Origin of the sequence: Amycolatopsis keratiniphila subsp. keratiniphila (assembly GCF_001620365.2) — a bacterium.
Classification (GTDB): domain Bacteria; phylum Actinomycetota; class Actinomycetes; order Mycobacteriales; family Pseudonocardiaceae; genus Amycolatopsis; species Amycolatopsis keratiniphila.
Genome location: NZ_LQMT02000010.1, coordinates 121,776 through 144,369, shown reverse-complemented (window position 1 = coordinate 144,369; position 22,594 = coordinate 121,776). Strand labels below are relative to the sequence as shown.

General features: G+C 69.0%; 23 protein-coding genes and 1 pseudogene. 17 read left to right on the top strand and 7 right to left on the bottom strand.

All coding sequences use genetic code 11. From position 1 onward, the window contains the following. Positions 1–231: 231 nt before the first annotated feature. The gene (locus tag AVR91_RS08910) at positions 232–837 is read right to left on the bottom strand and encodes a murein hydrolase activator EnvC family protein (protein ID WP_063271566.1); all 606 of its coding nucleotides are present in this window, start codon (positions 835–837) and stop codon (positions 232–234) included. Positions 838–1,219: 382 nt separating this feature from the next. Here AVR91_RS08910 and rpsB point away from each other — a divergent pair, with 382 nt between their 5' ends. The 6 genes and pseudogenes from rpsB (at position 1,220) to AVR91_RS08880 (ending at position 6,965) form a co-directional block, all read left to right on the top strand. Beyond that, the gene (rpsB, locus tag AVR91_RS08905) at positions 1,220–2,113 is read left to right on the top strand and encodes a 30S ribosomal protein S2 (RefSeq protein ID WP_063271567.1); all 894 of its coding nucleotides are present in this window, start codon (positions 1,220–1,222) and stop codon (positions 2,111–2,113) included. Positions 2,114–2,205: 92 nt separating this feature from the next. Then, the gene (gene tsf / locus AVR91_RS08900) at positions 2,206–3,030 is read left to right on the top strand and encodes a translation elongation factor Ts (protein ID WP_016336221.1); all 825 of its coding nucleotides are present in this window, start codon (positions 2,206–2,208) and stop codon (positions 3,028–3,030) included. 93 nt (positions 3,031–3,123) lie between these two features. Continuing rightward, complete coding sequence (pyrH, locus tag AVR91_RS08895) at positions 3,124–3,867, top strand: UMP kinase (RefSeq protein WP_005154669.1); 744 nt, start codon at positions 3,124–3,126, stop codon at positions 3,865–3,867. A 51-nt stretch (positions 3,868–3,918) separates the two neighbouring features. After that, positions 3,919–4,476, top strand: a complete 558-nt coding sequence (gene frr, locus AVR91_RS08890; RefSeq protein WP_007032883.1) for a ribosome recycling factor — start codon at positions 3,919–3,921, stop codon at positions 4,474–4,476. Further along, on the top strand, positions 4,476–5,372 hold the full coding sequence (locus AVR91_RS08885; RefSeq protein WP_063271568.1) for a phosphatidate cytidylyltransferase: 897 nt from the start codon (positions 4,476–4,478) through the stop codon (positions 5,370–5,372). Before frr ends, AVR91_RS08885 begins: the two co-directional genes overlap by 1 nt. 81 nt (positions 5,373–5,453) lie before the next feature. Then, a pseudogene (locus AVR91_RS08880) lies at positions 5,454–6,965 on the top strand (carboxylesterase/lipase family protein). Between the two features lie 31 nt (positions 6,966–6,996). On the opposite strand, the gene AVR91_RS08875 reads toward AVR91_RS08880, so the two are convergent. Further along, the gene (locus tag AVR91_RS08875; protein WP_063271569.1) at positions 6,997–7,842 is read right to left on the bottom strand and encodes a VOC family protein; all 846 of its coding nucleotides are present in this window, start codon (positions 7,840–7,842) and stop codon (positions 6,997–6,999) included. A 115-nt stretch (positions 7,843–7,957) separates the two neighbouring features. On the opposite strand from AVR91_RS08875, the gene AVR91_RS08870 reads away from it, so the two are divergent. Further along, on the top strand, positions 7,958–8,779 hold the full coding sequence (locus tag AVR91_RS08870; RefSeq protein WP_063271570.1) for a class I SAM-dependent methyltransferase: 822 nt from the start codon (positions 7,958–7,960) through the stop codon (positions 8,777–8,779). On the opposite strand, the gene AVR91_RS08865 is transcribed toward AVR91_RS08870, so the two are convergent. After that, the gene (locus tag AVR91_RS08865; RefSeq protein WP_063271577.1) at positions 8,743–9,336 is read right to left on the bottom strand and encodes a PadR family transcriptional regulator; all 594 of its coding nucleotides are present in this window, start codon (positions 9,334–9,336) and stop codon (positions 8,743–8,745) included. The two genes, AVR91_RS08870 and AVR91_RS08865, sit on opposite strands and share 37 nt — an antisense overlap. Positions 9,337–9,512: 176 nt before the next feature. Between AVR91_RS08865 and rlmN the strand changes: the two genes are divergently transcribed. After that, complete coding sequence (rlmN, locus tag AVR91_RS08860; RefSeq protein WP_063271571.1) at positions 9,513–10,619, top strand: 23S rRNA (adenine(2503)-C(2))-methyltransferase RlmN; 1,107 nt, start codon at positions 9,513–9,515, stop codon at positions 10,617–10,619. A 33-nt stretch (positions 10,620–10,652) separates the two neighbouring features. After that, positions 10,653–10,946: a hypothetical protein gene (locus tag AVR91_RS08855; protein ID WP_046199848.1), complete on the top strand. Its 294-nt coding sequence runs from the start codon at positions 10,653–10,655 to the stop codon at positions 10,944–10,946. Between the two features lie 32 nt (positions 10,947–10,978). On the opposite strand, the gene AVR91_RS08850 is transcribed toward AVR91_RS08855, so the two are convergent. Further along, entirely contained in the window at positions 10,979–11,563 is a 585-nt protein-coding gene (locus tag AVR91_RS08850) for a dihydrofolate reductase family protein (protein WP_063270754.1), read from the bottom strand. 110 nt (positions 11,564–11,673) lie between these two features. Here AVR91_RS08850 and AVR91_RS08845 point away from each other — a divergent pair, with 110 nt between their 5' ends. Then, the gene (locus tag AVR91_RS08845) at positions 11,674–12,084 is read left to right on the top strand and encodes a hypothetical protein (RefSeq protein WP_063270755.1); all 411 of its coding nucleotides are present in this window, start codon (positions 11,674–11,676) and stop codon (positions 12,082–12,084) included. Positions 12,085–12,183: 99 nt separating this feature from the next. After that, a complete protein-coding gene (locus tag AVR91_RS08840; RefSeq protein WP_083737483.1) occupies positions 12,184–12,999 on the top strand; it encodes a DUF1206 domain-containing protein in 816 nt (271 codons plus the stop codon). Between the two features lie 6 nt (positions 13,000–13,005). On the opposite strand, the gene AVR91_RS08835 is transcribed toward AVR91_RS08840, so the two are convergent. Together AVR91_RS08835 and AVR91_RS08830 are read right to left on the bottom strand one after the other, a co-directional pair. Continuing rightward, positions 13,006–13,782, bottom strand: coding sequence for an acetoin reductase (locus tag AVR91_RS08835; protein WP_063270757.1), 777 nt, complete (start codon positions 13,780–13,782; stop codon positions 13,006–13,008). A 97-nt stretch (positions 13,783–13,879) separates the two neighbouring features. Beyond that, the gene (locus AVR91_RS08830; protein ID WP_063270758.1) at positions 13,880–14,653 is read right to left on the bottom strand and encodes an AraC family transcriptional regulator; all 774 of its coding nucleotides are present in this window, start codon (positions 14,651–14,653) and stop codon (positions 13,880–13,882) included. Between the two features lie 91 nt (positions 14,654–14,744). Between AVR91_RS08830 and AVR91_RS08825 the strand changes: the two genes are divergently transcribed. The 6 genes from AVR91_RS08825 to AVR91_RS08800 all read left to right on the top strand — a co-directional run bounded on the left by AVR91_RS08825 (position 14,745) and on the right by AVR91_RS08800 (position 21,124). Then, positions 14,745–15,539, top strand: coding sequence for a sulfite exporter TauE/SafE family protein (locus AVR91_RS08825; protein WP_063270759.1), 795 nt, complete (start codon positions 14,745–14,747; stop codon positions 15,537–15,539). A gap of 116 nt (positions 15,540–15,655) precedes the next feature. After that, complete coding sequence (locus AVR91_RS08820; protein ID WP_063270760.1) at positions 15,656–17,641, top strand: exo-alpha-sialidase; 1,986 nt, start codon at positions 15,656–15,658, stop codon at positions 17,639–17,641. 80 nt (positions 17,642–17,721) lie between these two features. Continuing rightward, complete coding sequence (locus AVR91_RS08815; RefSeq protein WP_063270761.1) at positions 17,722–18,903, top strand: cysteine desulfurase-like protein; 1,182 nt, start codon at positions 17,722–17,724, stop codon at positions 18,901–18,903. 80 nt (positions 18,904–18,983) lie between these two features. Next, entirely contained in the window at positions 18,984–19,535 is a 552-nt protein-coding gene (locus tag AVR91_RS08810; RefSeq protein WP_063270762.1) for a hypothetical protein, read from the top strand. A 138-nt stretch (positions 19,536–19,673) separates the two neighbouring features. Further along, complete coding sequence (locus AVR91_RS08805; protein WP_063270763.1) at positions 19,674–20,501, top strand: poly(ethylene terephthalate) hydrolase family protein; 828 nt, start codon at positions 19,674–19,676, stop codon at positions 20,499–20,501. A 68-nt stretch (positions 20,502–20,569) separates the two neighbouring features. Beyond that, positions 20,570–21,124 (top strand): isochorismatase family protein, encoded by a 555-nt coding sequence (locus tag AVR91_RS08800; RefSeq protein ID WP_063270764.1) that lies wholly within the window; start codon positions 20,570–20,572, stop codon positions 21,122–21,124. Positions 21,125–21,130: 6 nt separating this feature from the next. Here the strand turns inward: AVR91_RS08800 and AVR91_RS08795 are convergent, their stop codons facing one another. Beyond that, a complete protein-coding gene (locus AVR91_RS08795) occupies positions 21,131–22,564 on the bottom strand; it encodes a PP2C family protein-serine/threonine phosphatase (RefSeq protein ID WP_083737461.1) in 1,434 nt (477 codons plus the stop codon). Positions 22,565–22,594 lie beyond the last annotated feature (30 nt).

Sequence of the window (22,594 nt, the reverse complement as noted above, 5' to 3'; positions counted from 1 at the left end):
AGTTCCGCCTCCAATCACGAGTGTTCGCTCCCCAATCACGTGTGTTCGGCCTCCAGTCACGCGTGTGCGCTGTCCGATCACGCGTGTCGTCCACCAGGACACGCGGATCACGGCACCTTGCGTGGCGGAGAGGGGCACGTGGCGGTTCCGCGGACGACGGGCATCGCACCCCCTCGCCCGAGACGCCGCAGGCGCCGGACACTGCTCGGCTGCCCGAGTCGTTCCGGTCATTCAGTCTCCTTCCCACGGTTTGAGCCGGATCTCGGACGGCTCGCCGATCAACGCGAGCGGATCGACGTACTCCTCGCCCCGCCGGACGCCGAAATGCAGGCACGCCGGCTCCGGGCAGCCGGGGTGGCCCGCCGCGAGCGTCCCGAGCACTTGCCCCCGGTAGACCTGATCACCCGCGGTGACCGTCGGGGCGAGCGGTTGGTAGGTCGTGCGAAGGCCTCCCTCGTGGTCGATCGACACCACGCCGCGGCCCGCCACCTGCCCGGCGAACATCACCACACCTTCGGCGGCCGCGAGCACGTTCGTGCCCGGTGCGGCGGCGAGGTCGACGCCCCGATGACCGGGGCCGTACGGAGTCGAGGGCGGCTCGAAGTACCTGGTGACGCTCGGTGCCGGCGAGAGCGGCCAGGAGAGGCGCCCTTGCGGGGAGGGCGCGCCTCTGGCCGTGCCCGGCATCGCCGCCGACGCGAAGATCGCGAGCAGGGTCGCGAGGATCGCGAGGCGGGGAAGGCGCCGAGGACGCCCGGGGCGGCGGTGTCTCCCGCCGGTGCGGTCGAGAGCGAAGGAGTGCCTGGTGACAGGGCGGGAACAGGTCGTCATGGTCATGTGTTCCAGGCTGGGGGACCGGCGTGGCGTGCGGGGCGCGCCGAGGGAATCTGTGGATAACCGAGGCGGTTGTGGACAACCCCTCTCATCAGGGGCTGCCGGTGCGGTACCCGGTGGCGACAGGGAGTAGACTCTTTTGCGCGGTCCGCGGCAGCGGACTGACTTCGCGTGCACGTGCGCGCTCCCGATGGCCGATCTCCTCACGGAGGGTCAGGACAGGCGGGGGCACACGGCCCGGCGGTCCTTGAGGTCACTTCGCCACAGGGTCCGGGCCCGAGCATCGGCACCAGGGCGATCGGCCACCCGGCCGAGAGCGACGAACCGAGCAAGCGCGTTCCGGCGGAGCCGGGCGCGCACGACACAGAAGAGGTTGATTCCGGCAATGGCCGTCGTCACCATGAAGCAGCTGCTCGACAGCGGCGTGCACTTCGGGCACCAGACCCGTCGGTGGAACCCGAAGATGAAGCGCTACATCTTCACCGAGCGCAACGGCATCTACATCATCGACCTGCAGCAGACGCTGACGTACATCGACCGTGCGTACGAGTTCATCAAGGAAACCGTCGCGCACGGCGGCACCATCATGTTCGTCGGCACGAAGAAGCAGGCTCAGGAAGCCATCGCCTCCGAGGCCTCGCGCGTGGGCATGCCCTACGTGAACCAGCGCTGGCTCGGCGGCATGCTGACCAACTTCCAGACGGTGCACAAGCGCCTCCTCCGCCTGAAGGAGCTCGAGTCGCAGGAGCAGACCGGCGGTTTCGCCGGCCTGACCAAGCGCGAGATCCTCACGCTCACCCGTGAGAAGGACAAGCTCGAGAAGACCCTCGGCGGTATCCGCGACATGGCCAAGGTGCCGAGCATCGTGTGGATCGTCGACACGAAGAAGGAGCACATCGCCGTCGGCGAGGCTCGCAAGCTGAACATCCCGGTCGTCGCGATCCTGGACACCAACTGCGACCCGGACGAGGTCGACTACCCGATCCCGGGTAACGACGACGCGATCCGTTCGGCCGCGCTGCTGACCAAGGTCGTGGCCGAGGCCGCCGCCGCCGGTCTGATGGCCCGCTCCAGCCGCAACGGTTCCTCCGCCGACGCCAAGCCCGAGGCCGGCGTCGCCACGGACGAGCCGCTGGCCGAGTGGGAGAAGGAGCTGCTGGCCGGCTCCGAGACCGCCGCCGCGGACGCCAAGGAAGCCGCCGCGGACGCCAAGGAAGCCGCCGCGGCGACCGACGCGGCCACCGAGGCCCCGGCCGAGCAGGCCACCGCCTCCTCCTGATCCACCCGCTCGTGGGGCCGCCTCCGGGCGGCCCCACGAGTGAATTCCCCAAAAGACTTTCTCGTACCTGAAAAAGGACGGACACACCCACGATGGCGAACTACACCGCCGCAGACGTGAAGCGTCTCCGGGAGCTCACCGGCTCCGGCATGATGAACTGCAAGAAGGCGCTGGAGGAGAACGACGGCGACTTCGACAAGGCCGTCGAGTTCCTGCGCATCAAGGGCGCCAAGGACGTCGGCAAGCGCGCCGAGCGCGCCACCGCCGAGGGCCTCGTCGCCGGTGACGGCGGCGTGCTGATCGAGCTCGACTCCGAGACCGACTTCGTCGCGAAGAACGAGGACTTCCAGGCCCTCGCCGCGAAGATCGTCGAGGTCGCGAAGGCCGAGAAGACCAGCGACGTCGAGAAGCTGAAGGCCGCCTCGCTCGACGGCAAGACCGTCGAGGAGCAGGTCCAGGAGCTGGCCGCCCGCATCGGTGAGAAGCTCGAGCTGCGCCGTGTCGCCGCTTACGAGGGCACCACCACCACGTACCTGCACCGTCGCGGTGCCGACCTCCCGCCCGCCGTCGGCGTGCTCATCGAGTACACCGGTGAGGGCGAGGAGGCCGCGGAGGCCGCCCGTGGCGCCGCCATGCAGGTCGCCGCGCTCAAGGCGAAGTACCTCACCCGTGACGAGGTCCCGGCCGAGGTCGTCGAGAACGAGCGTCGCGTCGCCGAGGCGACCGCCCGCGAAGAGGGCAAGCCGGAGCAGGCCATGCCCAAGATCATCGAGGGCAAGGTCAACGCCTACTACAAGGACAACGTCCTGCTCGAGCAGCCGTCGGTCAAGGACAACAAGAAGACCGTCAAGGCCCTGCTCGACGAGGCCGGCGTGACCGTGAGCCGGTTCGCCCGGTTCGAGGTCGGCCAGGCCTGATCCAGGCGCGGAACACAAGAATCACCACTGTGCCCCGTCTCCGTCCATCGGGGACGAGGCACAGTCGGGTTTCAGAGCATTAGGGAGGGCGACATGGGTGTCCGGGTCGAAGGCGGATACCGGCGGGTGCTGCTGAAACTGGGCGGCGAGATGTTCGGCGGCGGTTCCATCGGGGTTGATCCGGATGTGGTGCACTCGGTCGCCCAGCAGATCGCCGACGTCGCGCGGACGGGCGTGCAGATCGCCGTCGTGATCGGTGGCGGCAACTACTTCCGCGGCGCGGAACTGTCGCAGCGCGGCATGGACCGCGACCGCGCGGACTACATGGCGATGCTCGGCACCGTCATGAACTGCCTGGCGCTGCAGGACTTCCTGGAGAAGGAGGGCCTGCCCACCCGGGTGCAGACCGCCATCACCATGGGACAGGTCGCCGAGCCGTACATCCCGCGTCGTGCCGAGCGTCATCTGGAGAAGGGCCGCGTCGTCATCTTCGGCGCCGGGGTCGGCATGCCGTACTTCTCGACGGACACCGCCGCCGCGCAGCGCGCGCTCGAACTCGGCTGCGAAGCCGTCTTGATGGCGAAGGCCGTCGACGGCGTCTACACCGCGGACCCGAAGAGCGACCCGACCGCCGAGATGTTCCACGAGATCAGCCACCGCGAGGTGCTGGAACGGGACCTCAAGGTCGCCGACGCCACCGCGTTCAGCCTGTGCATGGACAACAACATGCCGATCATCGTGTTCAATCTGCTCACCGAGGGGAACATCGCCCGTGCGGTCAGCGGTGAACGGATCGGCACCCTGGTCGACACCCCCGCCGACGGGGTGCCCGCGTAGTCCTGCTCTGATCTCCGTAATCGGTACGCATACACAACAACGGGAGTTGCCGTGATCGACGAGACCCTCCTCGACGCCGAGGAGAAGATGGAAAAAGCGGTGTCCGTCGCCAAGGAGGACCTGTCGTCGGTACGCACCGGCCGGGCCCACCCCGGGATGTTCTCGCGCATTGTCGTCGAGTACTACGGCGCGCCGACCCCGCTGAACCAGATGGCGAGCGTCAACGTGCCGGAGGCCCGGATGGCGTTGATCAAGCCCTACGACCAGACCCAGCTGAACGCCATCGAGAAGGCGATCCGCGAGTCCGACCTCGGCGTGAACCCGAGCAACGACGGCAACGTGATCCGTATCGTCATCCCGCAGCTCACCGAAGAGCGCCGCAAGGAGATGGTGAAGGTCGCCAAGGCCAAGGGCGAAGACGCCCGCGTCTCGATCCGCAGCGTCCGCCGTAAGGCCAAGGAAGAACTCGACCGGATCAAGAAGGACGGCGAGGCCGGCGAGGACGAGGTCGTCCACGCCGAGAAGGAACTCCAGAACCTCACCGACACCTACACCCACAAGGTGGACGAGCTGGTGAAACACAAGGAAGCCGAGCTACTCGAGGTCTGATGAGCCAGGTGAGCGAGGAACGCGAGGACCGGGTGGACGCCCCGGAACCGGTTCCGGCGGAGAAGCCGGAACCGGTGCAGAAGGTTTCCCGCGCCGGCCGTAACCTGCCCGCCGCGATCGGGGTCGGGCTGCTGCTGGGCGCGGCGATCGTCACGTCCCTGCTCACCGTGCGCTTTCTGTTCATCGGCATCATCGCGATCGCCATCGCGGTCGGCACGATCGAGCTGGCCGGGGCACTGAAGCGCGCGGCGGGTATCCGGATCGCGCTGGTCCCGGTGCTCGTCGGCGGTCAGGCGATGATCTGGCTCGCGTGGCCGTACGGCCGCGAAGGCGCGTTGACGGCGTTCGTGCTGACGGTGCTCGTCTGCCTGCTGTGGCGGTTGCCCGGCGGCGCGGACGGGTATCTGCGCGACATCAGCGCGTCGGTCTTCGCCGCCGCGTACATCCCGCTTTTCGGCGCTTTCGCCGCCATGCTCGTCCCGCCGGACGACGGTGTCGGCCGGGTGCTGGCGTTCATGATCGGTGTCGTCGCCTCGGACACCGGTGGTTACATCGCCGGTGTGCTGGGCGGCAAGCATCCGATGGCGCCCACCATCAGCCCGAAGAAGACCTGGGAAGGTTTCGCCGGTTCCCTCGTGGCCGGTGTGGTCGCCGGCGCGCTGACCTTGAGCCTCCTGCTCGACGGCCATGCCTGGCAGGGTGTGCTCTTCGGTGCGGCGATCGTCTGCACGGCGACACTGGGCGATCTCGTCGAGTCGCTGATCAAACGCGACCTCGGCGTCAAGGACATGGGGAACATGCTGCCGGGGCACGGCGGCTTGATGGACCGGCTCGACTCTCTGCTCCCGTCGGCCGTCGTCTCGTGGTTGCTGCTTTCGGCGTTCGTCCCCGTTTAGCCGAACCCGTGTGACAAGCCCGGAACACTGGGCCAAGGTCGGAATATGCGAACTCGACGGATGAGTAAGCGAATTCTGGCCATGGCACTGAGCGTGGTGACGCTCGGCGCCCTGACGACGACCGTGGCGGAGGCGGGCGAAAGCCCGGTCGTCCGCACGGATTCCGGTCCCGTGCGTGGTGTGAGCGCCGACGGATACCGGAGTTTCCAAGGCATCCCGTTCGCCGCGCCCCCGGTCGGCGACCTGCGCTGGTCGCCGCCGCGGAAACCCGAACCGTGGACCGCCGTGCGGGACGCGAGCAGACCGGGGCCTCGATGCGCCCAGGGCGCTGGGCTCGGTTCCCCGCCGAGCGAGGCCGAGGATTGCCTGTAGCTCAACGTGATCAGCCCGGCCAAGACGGCGCGCAAGCCGCGTCCGGTGCTGGTCTGGGTGCACGGTGGCAGCTTCACCTCCGGGGCGGGCAGCGACTACGACTTCAAGCGCATGGCCCTCGGCGGGGACGTCGTCGTGGTGACCGTGAACTACCGGCTCGGAGTCTTCGGTTTCTTCGGGCATCCGGAGCTGGGACGCGACTCCGGCGTGTTCGGCCTCCAAGACCAGCAGGCCGCGCTTCGCTGGGTGCAGCGCAACGCGCGCGCCTTCGGCGGAGATCCGCGGAATGTCACGCTGTTCGGTGAATCCGCCGGTGCGATGAGCACCTGCGCCCAGCTGACCTCGCCGTCGGCGGCGGGGCTGTTCCACCGCGCGATCATCCAGAGCGGTCCGTGCACCCTGACCTGGCCCGACGGCGGGTTCTTCCCCGGCGTGCCCGCGGGTTCGCCGTACCTGCCCCGCGCGGACGTCGAGGCGATGGGTGCCGACGCGACGAAGAAGCTCGGCTGCGCCGACGTCGCCTGTCTCCGGCGGCTCCCGGTCAAGGATCTGGTGAGTCAGCCGTTCTCGACGCCCGCGTTCGGCACCGGCCTGCTACCGGAGCATCCGGCCGAGGCGCTGAAGGCGGGACATTTCGCCCGTGTGCCGGTGCTGACCGGGGTGACCAGGGACGAGGCGAGGCTTTTCGTCGCCTTGTTCCCCGGCCATCCGTTCACCGAGGAGCATTACCGGGGCCTGCTGCGGACGGCGTTCGGGGAGAAGGCGCCGCTCGTCGAGGCCCGGTATCCGTCGGCGAAGCACGGCGGCCCGGCGATGGCGTTCGCGGACGCGATGACCGACCGGATCTGGGGTTGCCCGCAGGTGGGGACGGAGCGGTTGCTGCGTCAGCGCATGCGGACCTTCGGTTACGAGTTCGCCGATCGGAACGCTCCGCCGCTTTTCCCGGCTCCTCCCGGAATGCGTCCCGGCGCTTCCCACGGAGCTGAATTGGCTTATTTGTCTGATTTAACCGGGTTTCCGGTCGAATTGACGCCCGCCCAGCGGGACCTCGCGGCGCAAATGATCCGGTATTGGACCGCGTTCGCGCGCACCGGTGATCCGAACGGCGAAGAACTGCCGAAATGGCGTCCCTCGCCGCGGACGCAGTCGCTGGCGCCGGGCGTGATCGGCCCGGTCGATCTCGGGGCCGTGCACGACTGCGGTTTCTGGGCCGGCCTCTGACCGAAGAGCCGGGGCGGCCTCGTCGCCCCGGCTAGTCGTCGTACGGATCGTCGACTTCGGCGGTGCCCCAGCCTTCGACGGCCCGGGAGTGGTCGATCACCGCGAAGACGGAACCGTCCGGGTCGGCGAGGATCGCCATCCGGCCGTACGGGGTGTCGTAGGGCTGGACCACGACGGCGCCGCCGAGCATCAGCGCCTGCCCGGCCGCGGCGTCCGCACCGCGCGCCGGATCGAGGGCGAGGTAGACCATCCAGTGCGGGGGAGTGTCCGGCCGGTATTCCGAGCCCATCACGTACCGGTACAGCACCGGTTCGTGCTCGATGAGCCATTCGGCGTAGTCGAGCGACGCGCCGTCGCCGATCTGGTGGCTGGTGTAGTTGAAGAGGCGGCAGTAGAAGTGATCCGCCGCCGCGCCGTCGTGGGTGTTGAGGTCCGCGCCGCTGAAGGTGTTCGGCACCCCCGTCGCGAACTCCCAGGTGGCGGGCGGCTCCCAGAAGACGACATGCGCGCCGCACGCGTCGACGGCGTGCACGATGTTGCCGCGATGGGGGATCGCCATCGGCCCGAGCGTGACCCGGCCACCGAGACTGTCCACCCATTCGGCGGCGGCGGCCGCCTGCTGCACCGAGATGTGGACGCTCCAGCCGGACGGCCCCTCCGCGCCCGCGCGGTACAGACCACCGGTCGGGACGCCGTTCAGCGTCGCGATCGAGTACCGGCCGGTCGGCGTCGCCGGATCACGCTGAACGGTGAACTCCCAGTCGAAAAGCCCGCCGTAGAAGGCTTGTACGGCCGCTTCGTCTCTGCACGCGAGCTCGATCCAGCACGGGATTCCCGAAGGTATGACGGAAGTGTGGGCGGCCGAGCCAAGCGACATGCGGTTCTCCCTTACCGGTGGGAGTAAAGTCTAGTCGCTGACCGCATTGTTTCCGTTAAAGATTTCGACCCGGATACCCCGGAACCCGGCCCGGTGTCCCTTCGTTGGAGCTTCCGTGCGCTGGTTTCCCCGAGCCCTCTCCTCCGCCCGCCGTGGCGGCGAGGAGGTGCTGCCGAGCCCGAACATCTGGTACTACCAGAAGGCCTACGAGGTCGAGAACCGCGCGCAGGACGTCGACGACGAGATCTGGCGCGTGCTCGCCGGGGCTCGCGATTGGTCCGGGGCGGACGTCCTCGACATCGGCTGCGGTGACGGGTTCCACCTGCCGCGGTTCGCCGCGACGGCGCGGTCGGTGGTCGGCATCGAGCCCCATGAGCCGCTCGTCCGTGACGCGCGGAACCGCGTGGCGCGGCTGGCGAACGTAGAGGTGCGGCAAGGCCGTGCGCAGCGGCTTCCCTTGCCGGACGCGGCTTTCGACGTCGTCCACGCGCGCACCGCGTACTTCTTCGGCCCCGGTTGTGAACCCGGCCTTCGCGAAGCGGAGCGGGTGTTGCGCCCGGGTGGGCTGATGATGATCGTGGATCTCGATGTGACGAGTGAGCCCTACGGACGCTGGATGCGCATGGACCTCCCGCATTACGACCCGCCCGGCGTCGAGAAGTTCTTCGCCCGTCAGGGATTCGACTGCCGCAAGGTGATGACGCGGTGGCTGTTCGAAGACGCCGCCGCGATGGAGGCGGTGCTGAAGATCGAGTTCAGCGCTCCGGTCGCGGCGAAGGCGATCGCGGAGGTCCGGCGGCTCAACGAGGTTTCGTCAAGTGCCGGGGAGCAGCGGGTGACGCTGCCGGTGGGCTATCGCGTGCATACGCGCACCAAGCCCACCGGCCTCGTCGTACCGAATCACTCCGTGTCCTCGGCCTCGCCGAGGATGCCGTAGATCGTCCGGCGTGCTTCGTTGAGCACGTCGACGGTGCGGGCCTGCTGGCTTTCGCTGCCGGCGTGCATGACCTGCGCGACCGCCGCGGCCAGGGTCGCGCCCGCCTTGCGCAGGTTCACCTCGACCGGGTCGACGTCGTGGGCGATCTGCTCCCACGGCGGGACGGCGTCCTGCTGTTCGGCCGCGGCACGGCCGGATTCGGTGAGCTCGAACAGCTTCTTGCCGTTCTCGTCCTTGCTGATCACCAGGCCTTCGTCGGCCAGCATTTGCAGCGTCGGGTAGACCGAGCCGGGGCTCGGCTTCCAGAAGCCGCCGCTGCGCTCGCCGATCTCGCGGATGATCTCGTAGCCGTGCCTCGGCTGCTCGGAAAGCAGCGCCAGGGTCGCGGCGCGGACGTCACCGCGTTTGCCGCGCCGTCCGCCAGGGCCACCGCGACGGCCGTGCCGGTGCCCGTGGCCCGGTCCGCCCGGCCCCGGCGGGAAGTCGCCGAAGCCGCCGCGAGCCCAAGGTCCGAAGGCGGGCCGGCCGTGTTCTGGAGGGAAAGGTCGTCGTCGCATGATGTGCATCCTCTCTTCGTAATGTTCCGACTCGTTCACGATATATCGGAAACGGTCGCTCGGCAACTCTGTTCGCGTGAGTTGGGTCTCAGTGCCTTGTGTCGGCGTGATCCGGGGAACAGTGATCCGGGGCGGCGCGGGTGTGCGAAAGGTGGACATGGGACACTGAGTGAGCTATGACTGCCCTCCCTCTCGTCTTCGACGCGCCCAAGCGCGGCCTCCCGCCGCGCCATCTCGCCGATCTCACCGCCGCCGAGCGGGCCGCGGCCGTCGCCGAGCTGGGTGAGAAGCCGTTCCGCGCGAAACAGCTTTCGAACCACTACTTCTCGCGGCTCACGGTGGACCCGGAGGAGATGACCGACATCCCGGCGGCGTCGCGGGAGAAGCTCGTCGGCGATCTGATGCCGACGCTGCTCACCGAGATCAAGGCGCTCGCCTGCGACGACGGGACCACCCGCAAGACCTTGTGGCGCGCGCACGACGGGACGCTGCTGGAGAGCGTGCTGATGCGCTACCCGGACCGCGCGACCCTGTGCATCTCGAGCCAGGCGGGCTGCGGCATGGCGTGCCCCTTCTGCGCGACCGGGCAGGGCGGCCTCGACCGGAACCTGTCGACCGCGGAGATCGTCGACCAGGTCCGCTCCGCCGCCGCCGTGATGCGCGACGGGCTGATGCCCGGCGGCCCCGGCCGTCTGTCGAACATCGTCTTCATGGGGATGGGCGAGCCGCTCGCGAACTACAAGCGGGTGGTGGCGGCGGTCCGGCGGATCACCGATCCCTCGCCGGAGGGGCTCGGGATCGGTCAGCGTTCGGTGACCGTGTCGACGGTGGGGCTCGCGCCGGCGATCCGGAAGCTGGCGGACGAGAAGATGCAGGTGCGCCTGGCGGTTTCCCTGCACACGCCGGACGACGAACTGCGGGACACGCTGGTGCCGGTGAACGAGCGCTGGTCGGTGGACGAGGTCCTGTCCGCCGCTCGGTACTACGCGGACACCTCCGGCCGCCGCGTGTCGATCGAGTACGCGCTGATCCGGGACGTCAACGACCAGCCTTGGCGTGCCGAGCTGCTGGCGAAGCGGCTTCGGCAGCACTTGGGCCAGCTGGTGCACGTGAACGTGATCCCGCTGAACCCGACGCCGGGAAGCAAGTGGGACGCCTCGCCGAAGCCGGTGGAGCGGGAATTCGTCCGGCTGGTGAACGCGGGCGGTGTGGCGTGCACGGTGCGTGACACGCGTGGTCAGGAGATCGCGGCGGCGTGCGGTCAGCTCGCCGCCGAGAACTGAGTTCTTCCTTTCAGTGATGGAGATTTTGTCGTGATGTATGCCCCCAGCCTGCTGGATCCGGCTGCGGAGGAGCTGAAGCTCGCGGACGTGCTCGGCCATGGCGCGACCGGTGTCGCGCGCGAGGCCAGGACGTTGCTCGGTGAGCGGTTCAGCTCGGTGACCTTCATGTACGTCCTGATGCGGGCGTTCGAGGTGGAGTACACCGCGGCGCGGGACGCTTCGCGGTGGCACGAGTTCCACGGCGGACCGTACGCGCTGTCGGACGCCGACCTCGAAGCCCTGCTGGCGCCCTGGCTCGGGACGCCGGCCGCGTCGATCACCGCGTAGGCGGGATCGACGCGACCGTCCTTTGTGGATGGTCAGCTCGTTTCGTGCCGAGTGGGCCGGTAGACGAGCTCCTGGATGCGTCCGTCGAACGTCCGGCTCTCGAGCAGTTCCAGGTCGAAGTCGGCCGCACCCAGGAAGATCGGACCTGCCCCGGTCCTTCCGGTGATCACCGGGAAAACCGTCACCTGCACGCGATCCACCAGACCGGCGGCCATCAGTGCCCGGTTCATCGACAGGCTCCCGTGCGAGCGCAGCGGCACTTCGGACTTTTCCTTGAGCCGGGCGACGACGTCGACCGCGTCCCCGCTCACGACGGTCGCGTCCGGCCAGTCGAGCGGCTCCCGCAGCGTGGTCGAGACGACCGTCGCCGGCAGGTGCTTCAGCCGGGAGACCCACGGATCGAGCGCCTCGACGTCCGGGACCTCCGCGTTGAGCATCTCCAGGTTCGTCCGGAACGTGGTGGCGCCGAAGACCATCCGCTGCTCCTGGGAGTACAGGGCGAGGCGGTGTTCGAGGAATTCGGGGCCCTGCTTGCCCCAGTAGCCGCCCCAATCGCCGGTGTGGGAGCCGAAGCCGTCGAGGCTGGAAAAGACGTCGAACGTGTAGGTCGCGATCATGATGCTCCTTCGGTGAGTTCGTCTCTCACCCTGGCTACGAACGCGGCCGGCGCGGATAGACATCGACGGCGGAAAATCTTCGCGGGACGGCGAAATGGCAGGATGCGGGCATGTATTGCCTGCAAGCCGTGATCGTCGCCGAGCCCGCGCGGAGCCGATTGCTCGATGCGTTCGAAGGCGCAACGCTCGTGTCGCTCGGGCAGAACCTGTCGCTGATGCCGGTGACCGAGACGCGGTTCGACACCGGGCCGCTCGCCGCGTGCTCCGCGCACGGAGCCGTGGCGTACGTCGAAGCCGAATACTTCGGTGGCACCGGGACGCAGTCCGCGCAGGTGTGGGAGCGCGGCGAGACCGTCCTCGGCCCGCTGCACGTCGGCGAAGACGAACCCCACCCGGCTGATGGCAGCCCGATCTCCCAGGCGCTTCGGCGGCTGGGCGTGCTCAAGGGTGACCACTTCGACGAGTTCGACGCCGTCGGGCTCGGCAGGCATCGCGGCACCGAGGACTGGCTGTCCGCTTAGCCGATCGCCGAGTTCCCTCCTCGCGCTGGGCCGGACGGACCAGTCACGCGGCGGTGTTCACCGCCGGCCGCGACACTCGAGGAAGAGGAGGTGGACCGGATGTCCACGACCAAGGCGAGACAGGTGCGTCACAACAAGGCCGTCCAGGTGTTCGGACGGATCGGGATGGGCTGCTACGGCCTGGTGTATCTGCTCATCGGGTACCTGGCGGTGCGCGTCGCCGTCGGCGGTGGCGGCCAGGAGGCCGACGGACGCGGCGCGATCGCCGAAGTCGGTTCGACGCCGGTGGGCGGGGTGCTGTTGTGGGTACTGGCGGCCGGGCTGGTGGCCTACGGCCTGTGGCAGGGATTGCTGGCCGCGGTCGGCTACACCTGGATCGACAAGCAGCGCACTCGCACCGTCAAGCGGGTGACGTCCGGAGTGCGCTGCCTGGTGGGGATCTCGCTGGGCGTGTACGCGGCCAAGGTCGCCTTGGGAGCGGGAGAGCAGGGCAGCGGCGACCAGAAACAGCAGGAGTTCACCGCGTGGCTGCTCGGGTTGCCCGCCGGCCCGTTCCTGGTGACCGTGGTGGCCGTCGTCGTGTTCGGCGTCGCGGTGGGCTCGGTGGTGAAGGGGATACGCCGGACCTTCGTGCAGGACATCGACCTCGCGAAGCTCCCGTCGGGGACGCGGCGATGGGTGGACAGGTTGGGCAGGATCGGTTATGTGGCAAGGGGTTTCGTCTTCGGCGTGGTCGCGGTGCTGGTCGGGTACGCGGCGCTGACGCATGATCCGTCCCGTTCCGGCGGGCTCGACGCCGCCCTGCGCACCTTGGCCGCCCAGCCGTTCGGCACGGTGCTGCTCCTCGTGGTGGCCGTGGGGGTCGCGGCCTTCGGTGTGTACTGCGTCGGGGCGGCACGAGCGCAGCGTGGGTGAGCGCCGTCAGGCGAACTGGATGCCGCCGTCGATCATCACCGACTGGCCGGTCATGTAGTCGGAATCCGGCGAAGCGAGGTATGAAACGTACGCCGCCACGTCCTCGGGAACGGAGACCCGCCCGAGATGGATCAGGTTGGAGTACTTCTCGATCGCCTGTCCCTTCCGGATTCCTTCCGATTCCGCGAGTTTCTCGTCGATGAGGTCCCACATGGCGGTTCCGACGATGCCGGGGCAGTACGCGTTGACGGTGATCCCGTGCCGCGCCCATTCCATCGCGGCGGCCTGGGTCAGCCCGCGCACCGCCCATTTCGACGCGGAATAGTGGCCCAGCAAGGCGAACGGACGGTGGGCGACGATCGACGCCGCGCCGATGATCTTCCCGCCGTTCCCCTGTTCGATCATCTGCTTCGCCGCAGCCTGGTAACAGAGGAACATGCCGCGCGCGTTGACGGCCATCATCCGGTCCCAGTCCTCGGGGGTCACTTCGAGCAACGGCAGAACCTGCGCGATCCCCGCGTTCGCGACCATGACGTCGAGGGAACCCAGGGCGGCGGCGGTTTCGCCGACCATGGCGGTGACGGACGCCGGGTCGGAGACGTCCGCGGTGATCGCCGCCGAGCGTCGTCCCGTTTCGCGGATCTCCTTGGCGACGGCCTCGAGTTCCGCCTCGTTGGCGGTGACGTCGTTGACCGCGACGTCGTGTCCGTCGGCGGCGAGCCGGAGCGCGATCCCCTTTCCGATTCCTCGTGCCGCACCGGTGACGAGTACGTTCTTGCTCATGCGATGAACTCCTTTGTCCGCCTGGGCTTGACCGAAAGGTAGGGGCGGCGGCGGAACCGGGGGAGGGGTGTCGTGTCTCACTTTGAGACACCGACGTTCAGAGCGTGGACGCGGCGCGATAGTCCCTCGGCGAGGTGCCGAGAAGCCGGGTGAACATCGTCGAGAACGCGGCGGGGCTCTCGTACCCGAGCGAAGCGGCGATCGCGGCGATGGGCAGGCCGTCCGACAGCAGTGACAGGGAATGCAGGACGCAGGCCCGCTGCCGCCATCGGGCGAACCCTATCCCGGTCTCCGCGGTGAAGAGCCGGTTCACCGTCCGCTCGCTCACGTGCAGCCGTTTCGCCCACTCGCTCGCGGGGGCGTGGATGTCCGGAGCGTCCAAAAAGGACTCGCACAGGGCGCGCAGCCGTTCGTGCTTAGGCAGTGGGAGGTCGAGGCGGACCGGGGCGGAACGGCGGATCTCGTGCAGGGTCAGGCCGATGACCGCGGCGTCCCTTCCCCGGGCGGCGTACAGATCCGGCACGCCGACGGCCTCGTTCAGGAGCTCCCGGAGCAACGCGGACACTTCGACGACCTGGCAGCGGCGCGGGAACCACGGCACCGCCTTCGGCTCGATGTACAGGCTTCGGGTGCTCACGTTCGTCGTGAACACCTGGTGGACGGTCTCCGGCGGGACGAGCACCGCGCGCCGGGTCGGGATGGTCCACGTGCCGTCGCCCGTTTCGACCCGCATCGATCCGGTCGCGCTGTAGAGGAACTGCGCCCGCCGGTGCCGATGCGGGAGGATCCGGTGCCCCGGTGGGTAATCGGTGCGGATCGCCACCACCGCGCGGTCGAGGTGGTCGACCTTGTCGATGGGGATGTCGCGCACCCCGCCGAGGCTACGCCGGCTGTCCGATCCGCGAAAGAAACTGGCGCCCTTTCGAATGCCCGCCGTGCCGGTGAGGCCTACCGTCGAGGGAGTGCTGATCGAGATCTCGGTGCTCCTCGGGTTCGGTTGCCTGAGCGGCGTCACCACCGTCCTTTTCGGATTCGGCGGCGGATTCATCACCGTGCCCGTCGTGTACGCCTTCGCGCTCGCCGAGCCGGAACACGCGATGCACGTGGCGGTGGCCACGTCGACCGCGGTGATGGTGGTCAACGCCGGGAGCGCGACCCTCGCCCAGTGGCGGGCGGGGCGGCTCCGCCGTGACTATCTGTGGCCGCTCATCGTCTTCATCGGCTTGGGTGCCGTGCTCGGTTCCTTCGCCGCCACCATGGCCGGCGAGAGCGTCCTGCGCTGGCTCTTCGTCGCCTACCTCGCGCTGACCATCGCCGACAGCGTCGTCCGGAAGGGTTTCGTGAGCAGGCGGGACGAGGACCGGCCGCGTGCGCTCGGCGGGATCACCACCACCGCGGGCGGGACCGGGATCGGTGCCGTGGCGAGCTTTCTCGGCGTCGGGGGCAGCGTCCTCACCGTGCCGCTCATGCGCCGTAAGGGACTGCCGATGGCCGACGCGACCGCGCTGGCGAACCCGCTGAGCCTCCCCGTGGCGGTGATCGGCACGGCCGTCTACGCCTTCGCGGCGACGGGCACGGCTTCGGGCACCGCTCATCTCGGCTACGTCGACCTGGTGGCCGCGGGCGCGCTGCTGTGCGGGTCGCTGCCGACCATCGCCGTGACCCGCCGGGTGGTCGGCCGGATCCCGGACCGCGCGCACGCGATCGCGTACCTCGCGCTGCTCGTCGCCGCACTGATCGCGATAGTCATCCGATGAGTTTCCGGTAAGTCAAGTCTTGACAAGGCATAGTGAAGATGGGAAGGGGTTATCGTCAGGCAAAGATCCGACGAATCCTCTATCTCTTTTCCGGAACTTGCGCCAAGATCTCCGGCATGAAACTGAGATCGATCACCAAACGCATGTTCGTTCTCGGGCTGCTGACGGTTCTCGGCACCACCGGGGCGACGTCGGTGGCCACCGCCGAACCCCAGTCACCGCCCGCCGACGTCAACGCGACCGGGCAACCGCGTGGCGGCTGGGAACCGATCGGTCCGAACAGCGTCGGCGGGCTGCTCGCCGCTTCGCCCGCCGGGCTGGCGATGATGCAGCCGAGCCCGCCCGCCCTGTGGCTCTCCGGCGACCGCGGAGCCTCGTGGAGCGTGCGTCGCGGACTGCCGCAAGACACCTCCATCCAGGGATTCTTCGTCGATCCGGCGAACCCCGACCGGATGCTCGCGGTGGGCAACAAACCGGCGGGCTTCCTCGGTGAATGGCGCGGCGTGCTGGTGCGGACCACCGACCGCGGCCAGACCTGGGAGACCCTGCGCGAGTGGTACCCCGACGGCGCGTTCGGCATGGCCACGGACCCGACGGGCCGGGTCGTCGTGGTGCAGAACATGGATTCGCTGAGCGTCAGCACCGACGGCGGCGAGCACTGGAACGACGTGCCGAGGACCTGGCCGCGCGAGGGCAACGCCGCACCGGTCGGCGCGCTCAAACTCACGATGGTCGGCGACGACGCCTACCTCGCGACGGTCTACCCGGAGTACGCGCTGTGGGTGGTCCGCGGGGTCAGCGGCAAGGAACCGCAGGCCGAACTCGTCTACCGGACCAACGGTGAGATCAACCAGGTCGCTTCGGACGGCAAGCGATTCGTGGTCACGGTCGGCCCCGAACTGCACGGCTCCACCGACGGTGGCAAGACCTGGACGGTGCTGCGCCGCGATCCCGGCGAGCAGACCCTGCGCGAACCGCGCTTCCTCGGCGGACGGCTCTACGTGTCGACGTATAACGACATAGACGTCACCGCGGACTTCGGCCGCACCTGGACCCGCAAACCGGTACCCGCCGCGGGCGAAGGCGTCAGCGACATGATCGATCTCCCCGCCGGCCCGGGCAAACCCGCCACCACGCTGATCTCCTCGCTCTACCGCGGGGTGTACGCGGACGAGGGCAAGCGGGGCTACCGGCAGGTCGGTGTCCCGGGCGAATCCATCCGCGACCTCGTGACCACCGGGAACCTGCTGCGCGAGAGCGTAGTCGCGGCGGGTGTGCAGGAGATCTACAACACCCCGCTCCCGCGTGGCAAGGTCGCTGCGGCGGACCGCGTCTGGCAGTCGCACCCGACCGACCGGCTGCACGAGGACGCGCGCCTGTCCGTCTCGCCGAGCCGTCCGGACGTCGTCTGGCAGGTCACCCGCAACGGGTTCTCGCTCGACGTGCTCCGCAGCGGTGACGGCGGGCGGACCTGGCAGTTCGCGGCGAAGGCGAAGGAAGGCCTCCCGAGGACGATCTTCGTCCACCCGGCAGACCCGGACCGGGTGCTCGTCTCGGCCTTCGCACCGACCGGCTACGTGCTCTACCGCAGCGACGATGCCGGGAAGACCTGGGAAAAGCTCGCGGTCGACAACGGCTTCATCGCGTTCGCCGGTGATCCGTGGAACCCGGACCGCGTCTGGGGCGGGGACACCGACGGCCTGTCCCGGTCGGACGACGGCGGCAAGACCTGGACTCACGTCACGAGCGACCCGGTCAGCTCGATCTCGATCAGCCGATGGGGTGGCGGGCGCATGCTCGTGGGCGGCGCGGGTATCCACCTGAGCGAGGACGGCGGCAAGACGTTCCGCCGGGTCTTCGACGGCGAAGATCCCCGTGAGATCAGCCGGATCCTGCCGCATCCGTTCGACTTCCGGGTGTGGTTCGCGAGCAACGCGACCGGTGGCGGGGTGCTGCGCAGCACCGACTTCGGCCGCACCTGGTCGCCCGTGCCCGGCGCGCTGCCCGATCCCAGGGTGCTCTCCCTGGCGGTCAGCGCGGACGGCCGGTATCTGTTCGCCGGCACCGCGCAGTCCGGCGCGTACCGGTTGACGTTGTACTGAGTCCGAGACGCTTCGTGGCCGGAGGAAGTTCCGGCCACGAAGCGTTTACGCGTGCCTCGCCGGATGTCAGAGTCGGGGACATGGCCATCGATGTCGCCGCCCTCCGGCTCCACTTCCCTTCCCTCGCCGACGGAACCGCCTTCTTCGACGGGCCCGCGGGTACTCAGACACCCCGGCCCGTCGCCGACGCCATCGCCGGGACGCTGACCGGTCCGTTGTCGAACCGCGGCAAGGTCAGCCCGTCCGAACTCAACGCGGAGAACGCCGTCTCGGGGTTCCGCGACGCCTACGCGGACTTCCTCGGCGTACCTGCCGAAGGTGTCGTCCACGGCCGCAGCGCCACCCAGCTGACGTACGATTTTTCCCGGCATCTGGCCAAAAACTGGCGCGAGGGAGACGAGATCGTCGTCAGCCGGCTCGATCACGACGCCAATGTCCGGCCGTGGGTCCAGGCGGCCGAGCGAGCCGGGATGACCGTCCGCTGGCTCGACATCGACCCCGAAACCACGGAACTCGACCTCGATTCCCTGGTCCTCACCGAACGGACGAAGCTGGTCGCGGTCACGGCGGCCTCGAACGTCCTCGGCACCGAACCGCCGATCCGCCGGATCGCCGATCTCGCCCACGACGCCGGGGCGCTGGTGTTCGTGGACGGAGTGCACTACGCCGCCCACGAACTGGTGGACGTGCCCGCGCTCGGAGCGGACTTCTTCGTCTGCTCGCCGTACAAGTTCCTCGGCCCGCACTGCGGAGTGCTCGGCGCGTCGCCCGCCCTGCTCGAAACCGTCGAGCCGGACAAGCTCGTGCCGTCGCCCGACACCGTGCCCGAGCGGTTCGAATTCGGCACGCTGCCCTACGAGATGCTCGCGGGCGCCACGGCTGCGGTGGACTTCCTCGCCGCGCTGGACCCCGGACCGGGCGGATCACGGCGAGCACGGCTCGCGCATTCGATGAACTCGTTGCACGAGCACGAAAGCGCGTTGCGCACCAGGCTGGAGAACGGACTGGGCGACGCCGTCACCGTCCACTGCAAGGCGGCGGACCGGACTCCGACCGTCCTGATGAGTCTCGGCGGCCGCGAGCGCGAGGCGCAACGGCTTCTCGCCGAAAGGAACGTCGTCGCGCCGGCGGGATCCTTCTACGCCTACGAGGTTTTCGCGGCCTTGAAGCTGGAGGACCCGGCACTCCGGGTCGGGCTGGCACCGTACACCAGCGCGGAAGACGTCGGCAGGTTGCTGGACGGGCTTTCGACGTTCGGGTGAGGACCACAGTGGACAGTCGGGCGTAACTCGAACAGGTTGGATTTGGCCGCCGTCACCAGGAGCCGTATTACCGTTCGGTCATGATCGACAACGGGAGGTTCGCGATGCGTTTCCGGTCGGTGGCCGCTTCTGTTCTTCTCGGTTGCGCGCTGTGCGTGGCGCCCGCGGCGCTCGGGGCGGGGCCCTCGTCGCTCGCGATCCAGCCCTGTCCCGAGGTCAACGACCCGCCCGACTACAAGATCTCGAACGGTGCCAAGGCCTGGATGAAGACCAACCTGCGCAGCGATTACCTGCGCGGGCCGGGCACGATCACGTACAACAAGACGACGACCTCCTCGGTCAACGCGTCCATCACCGGCACGACCAGCGCCGAGGCGGGCGTCATCTTCGCGAAGGCGAGTGTCTCGCTGGCGGTGAGCGTCGGCGCGAGTTACTCGAAGGCCGATTCCTGGTCCTATGCCGCGACCGTGCCCGCGGGGAAGACGTTGCGGCTGCAGCAGTACAAGGAAGGCCGTTCCTTCACCGTGCAGAAGTACCGGATCGTCCCGCCCTGCAAGGTGAAGTACCTCTGGAAGAAGAACGCCGTCGCGCCGGTGAAGAGCCCGAGCTATCTGTGGCAGCTCGTCGGCTGACCTCAGGTTTGTGGCCGATCACAAGACTCGTCCACCCGGTCTTGTGATCGGCCCCATGGACGTACGGTGACCGTACCGACACCCTGGGAAGGAACGCCGTGGGCAACGGGGCCCTGGCGGAACGGGACGGTGGCCGCCATGGGGAGACTGCGCACACGGACACTGATCGCCGGCATGGTCGCGCTCGCCACCGTCGGCCTCGCGCCCGCCGCGTCGGCCGCGACCGGCATCGACACCCGGTGGAGCGAACCGGGCCCCTACGCGGTGACCGTCGAAGCCCTCGACAGCGCCCACACCGTGTACCGGCCTTCGCGGCTGGAGAGGCACCCGGTGATCCTGTGGGGGAACGGGACCGGTGCGAACCCGAAGATCTATGACGGCCTGCTGCGGCACCTGGCCTCCCACGGGTTCGTCGTCGCGGCGGCCGACACCCCGAACGCGGGTTCGGGGCAGGAAATGCTGGCCGGTGCCACGACCTTGATCGCCGAGAACTCCCGTCCCGGCAGCCGCTACGAGGGGAAGATCGACACCGCGCACATCGGCGCCACCGGCCATTCCCAGGGCGGCGGTGGGGCGATCGTCGCCGGAGCCGACTCGCGTGTCACCACCACGATCCCGATCGAGCCGGGACCGCAGGGCTCCGCCACGGCGCTCAAGGGCCCTTCGTTCTTCCTCGGCGGTCAGTTCGACACCATCGTCATCCCCGCGTTGCTGGTCGTCCCGCGATACCGCCTCGCGGACCAGGTCCCCGCGATCTACGGCGAACTCGGCGGGGCGACCCACTTCACGCCGGTCGGCGACGGAGGCGGGTTCCGCGGCGCGATCACAGCGTGGTTCCGGTTCTGGCTTTCCGGTGACGAGCGGGCTCGCGCGGAATTCTTCGGCCCGTCCTGCGGACTGTGCGGCGACGGCGCGTGGTCCGATGTCCGGCGCAACGCGAAGGCGCTGGCCGTTCCGGGAGCTTGATCGCCGGTTCTTGTCGGTGCTCCGGTCTAGGGTCTCCCTCAGCAGCCTGACCTGGAGGGATACCCGTCATGACCACTCTCGACAACCGGCCGAACACCGCGCTCCTGGTCGTCGACGTCCAGAACGCCGTCGTCGAAGACGGCTACGAGCGCGACGCCGTGGTCGCGAAGATCGGCGGTCTCGTCGGCAGGGCACGGCGGGAAGGCGTCCCGGTCGTATGGGTGCAGCATTCCGACGAGGAGCTCGTGCGAGGCAGCGAGGAGTGGCGCATCGTCGGCGAGCTGGACCAGGAGGACACCGAGCCGGTCGTCGAAAAGTCCTACGGCGACTCGTTCGAGGACACCGATCTGGAGAAGGTGCTGGCCGAACGTGGTGTCGGACGGCTCGTGGTCGTCGGTGCCGAGACCGACGCCTGCATCCGTTCCACGCTGCACGGCGCCATCGTCCGCGGGTACGACGCGACGCTGGTCGGCGACGCGCATACGACGGTGGACAAGAGCGAGTGGGGCGGAATCGCGCCGGAACTGGTCATCGCGCACACGAATCTGTACTGGCGGTATCAGGCCGCGCCCGGCCGTAAGGGAGGGACGGTGATGACCGAAGACGTCGATTTCAGCGGCTGAGCCGCTTCACGGCGTTCCCGGCCAGTAAGCGAGCAGCAGGCCGGCGTCACTGGCGAAAGCGTTGTGGCAGTGGGATTTCGCCGCCTGCAACACACGACGGGCGATTTCGGGCGGTACGTGTCCGGCGGTGGAGTCCAGGCATCCGGCGAGCGAGAACCGCGCGCCGTCGGCCGACCGCGCTTCCGTGAGGCCCTCGGTGTGCAGGGCGAGGAGATCACCGGGCCGGAGGCGGGTCGTCGAGACACGGCCGGGCGTCCCGGCGCCGAATGGCGATCGCGGCGCACTGTCCACTGTGGCCGGTCCCGGGTCGCTGCCGAGCACGAGCGGTGCTTCGCCGCCCGCTTCGAGGTGGCGCAGGCGCCCGTGCGCGAGGTCCACTTCGGCCAGGGTGCCACGGACCTTCGCGCCGGCCCCGAACTGCGCCGAAAGCGCTTTGTCGACAGCGCTTTCCTGGCCGTGCAGGCCCTGGCCTTCGCGGCGGGCGGACCGGTAGGCCGCGAGTGCCGCCGACACCGTCAGACCGGCGGACCCGGTGTCGCGGCCCGCGTCGAAGATCGCCAGCCACGCTGTCGTTTCGGAGAGGGCGTAGTCGAAGGTGACGCTGCGAACGTCGTAGGCCGGCTCGACACCGCCTGCCACCACGACGTCGCGTGTCGCCGCGGTCAACGGCGGTAGGTGCTGCCAGAGCAACTCGGCGGTGGGATCACGCCGTCGGCTGCGGCGCGTCATGTCGAGACCGTCGCCGTAGCGCATCGCGGCGGCGATGAGGTGGCCGGACAGCGACGCAAGCCAGTGGCACTGCGTGCGCAGCGCGGGGTCGTCGAGGTCGGTGTTCGCACCCGCTTCGACCTCGAGCACGCCCATGCGCTCGTCGCCGTCCAGCAGCGTGGTCCACAGGCGCTGCCCGGTGGAGTCTTCGGCCAGCATGGTGCCCGCGTTCCGGTACGCCTGCCCGGCGGTGCTGCCTTCGATGGCCAGCGGTACCCGTCCGGGCGGCTGATCGGGGAACGGGACGAGCCGGTGCTGGTCGTAGTCCGCGAGATACACGGCTATCCGGAGGTCCAGCGCGCGCCCCGCCGCGGCGATGACCTCGGGCAGCCGCTCCGGGGGGACCCGGCGGGCACCGTCGAGGAGTTCCACCAGTGCGGCCAAGGGGCCGCGAGGGCGGATGTCGTCGCCGGTCTCGCGGCTGTACGGGGCCCGTCGTGCGCCGGAGATCTCGTCGAGGCGCTCGTTGACCGCGTGGGCCACCATGTCCCGCTGGATCCTGGGCAGGGGAAGCAGCCCCTGCAGGAACGCTTCCAGTTCGACTTCGCTGACGTCACCGCCGAGCGCGAAGTACCTCAGCCACAGCTGCTCCACCGTGAGCCCGGTGCGCGCGAAGCAGGCCGCGACGATCCGTCGCTGCTCCTCGTCGTGGAGCGAGGACACAGTGACCACCCCCGGGTTTCTCGGCGATACGGCGCCCGG

Bases quoted from the DNA above. Each gene is read 5' to 3' on its own strand.
- AVR91_RS08910 (WP_063271566.1), bottom strand. From the start codon at position 837: ATGACCATGACGACCTGTTCCCGCCCTGTCACCAGGCACTCCTTCGCT.
- rpsB (WP_063271567.1), top strand. From the start codon at position 1,220: ATGGCCGTCGTCACCATGAAGCAGCTGCTCGACAGCGGCGTGCACTTC.
- tsf (WP_016336221.1), top strand. From the start codon at position 2,206: ATGGCGAACTACACCGCCGCAGACGTGAAGCGTCTCCGGGAGCTCACC.
- pyrH (WP_005154669.1), top strand. From the start codon at position 3,124: ATGGGTGTCCGGGTCGAAGGCGGATACCGGCGGGTGCTGCTGAAACTG.
- AVR91_RS08885 (WP_063271568.1), top strand. From the start codon at position 4,476: ATGAGCCAGGTGAGCGAGGAACGCGAGGACCGGGTGGACGCCCCGGAA.
- AVR91_RS08875 (WP_063271569.1), bottom strand. From the start codon at position 7,842: ATGTCGCTTGGCTCGGCCGCCCACACTTCCGTCATACCTTCGGGAATC.
- AVR91_RS08865 (WP_063271577.1), bottom strand. From the start codon at position 9,336: ATGCGACGACGACCTTTCCCTCCAGAACACGGCCGGCCCGCCTTCGGA.
- rlmN (WP_063271571.1), top strand. From the start codon at position 9,513: ATGACTGCCCTCCCTCTCGTCTTCGACGCGCCCAAGCGCGGCCTCCCG.
- AVR91_RS08855 (WP_046199848.1), top strand. From the start codon at position 10,653: ATGTATGCCCCCAGCCTGCTGGATCCGGCTGCGGAGGAGCTGAAGCTC.
- AVR91_RS08850 (WP_063270754.1), bottom strand. From the start codon at position 11,563: ATGATCGCGACCTACACGTTCGACGTCTTTTCCAGCCTCGACGGCTTC.
- AVR91_RS08845 (WP_063270755.1), top strand. From the start codon at position 11,674: ATGTATTGCCTGCAAGCCGTGATCGTCGCCGAGCCCGCGCGGAGCCGA.
- AVR91_RS08840 (WP_083737483.1), top strand. From the start codon at position 12,184: ATGTCCACGACCAAGGCGAGACAGGTGCGTCACAACAAGGCCGTCCAG.
- AVR91_RS08835 (WP_063270757.1), bottom strand. From the start codon at position 13,782: ATGAGCAAGAACGTACTCGTCACCGGTGCGGCACGAGGAATCGGAAAG.
- AVR91_RS08820 (WP_063270760.1), top strand. From the start codon at position 15,656: ATGAAACTGAGATCGATCACCAAACGCATGTTCGTTCTCGGGCTGCTG.
- AVR91_RS08815 (WP_063270761.1), top strand. From the start codon at position 17,722: ATGGCCATCGATGTCGCCGCCCTCCGGCTCCACTTCCCTTCCCTCGCC.
- AVR91_RS08810 (WP_063270762.1), top strand. From the start codon at position 18,984: ATGATCGACAACGGGAGGTTCGCGATGCGTTTCCGGTCGGTGGCCGCT.
- AVR91_RS08805 (WP_063270763.1), top strand. From the start codon at position 19,674: ATGGGGAGACTGCGCACACGGACACTGATCGCCGGCATGGTCGCGCTC.
- AVR91_RS08800 (WP_063270764.1), top strand. From the start codon at position 20,570: ATGACCACTCTCGACAACCGGCCGAACACCGCGCTCCTGGTCGTCGAC.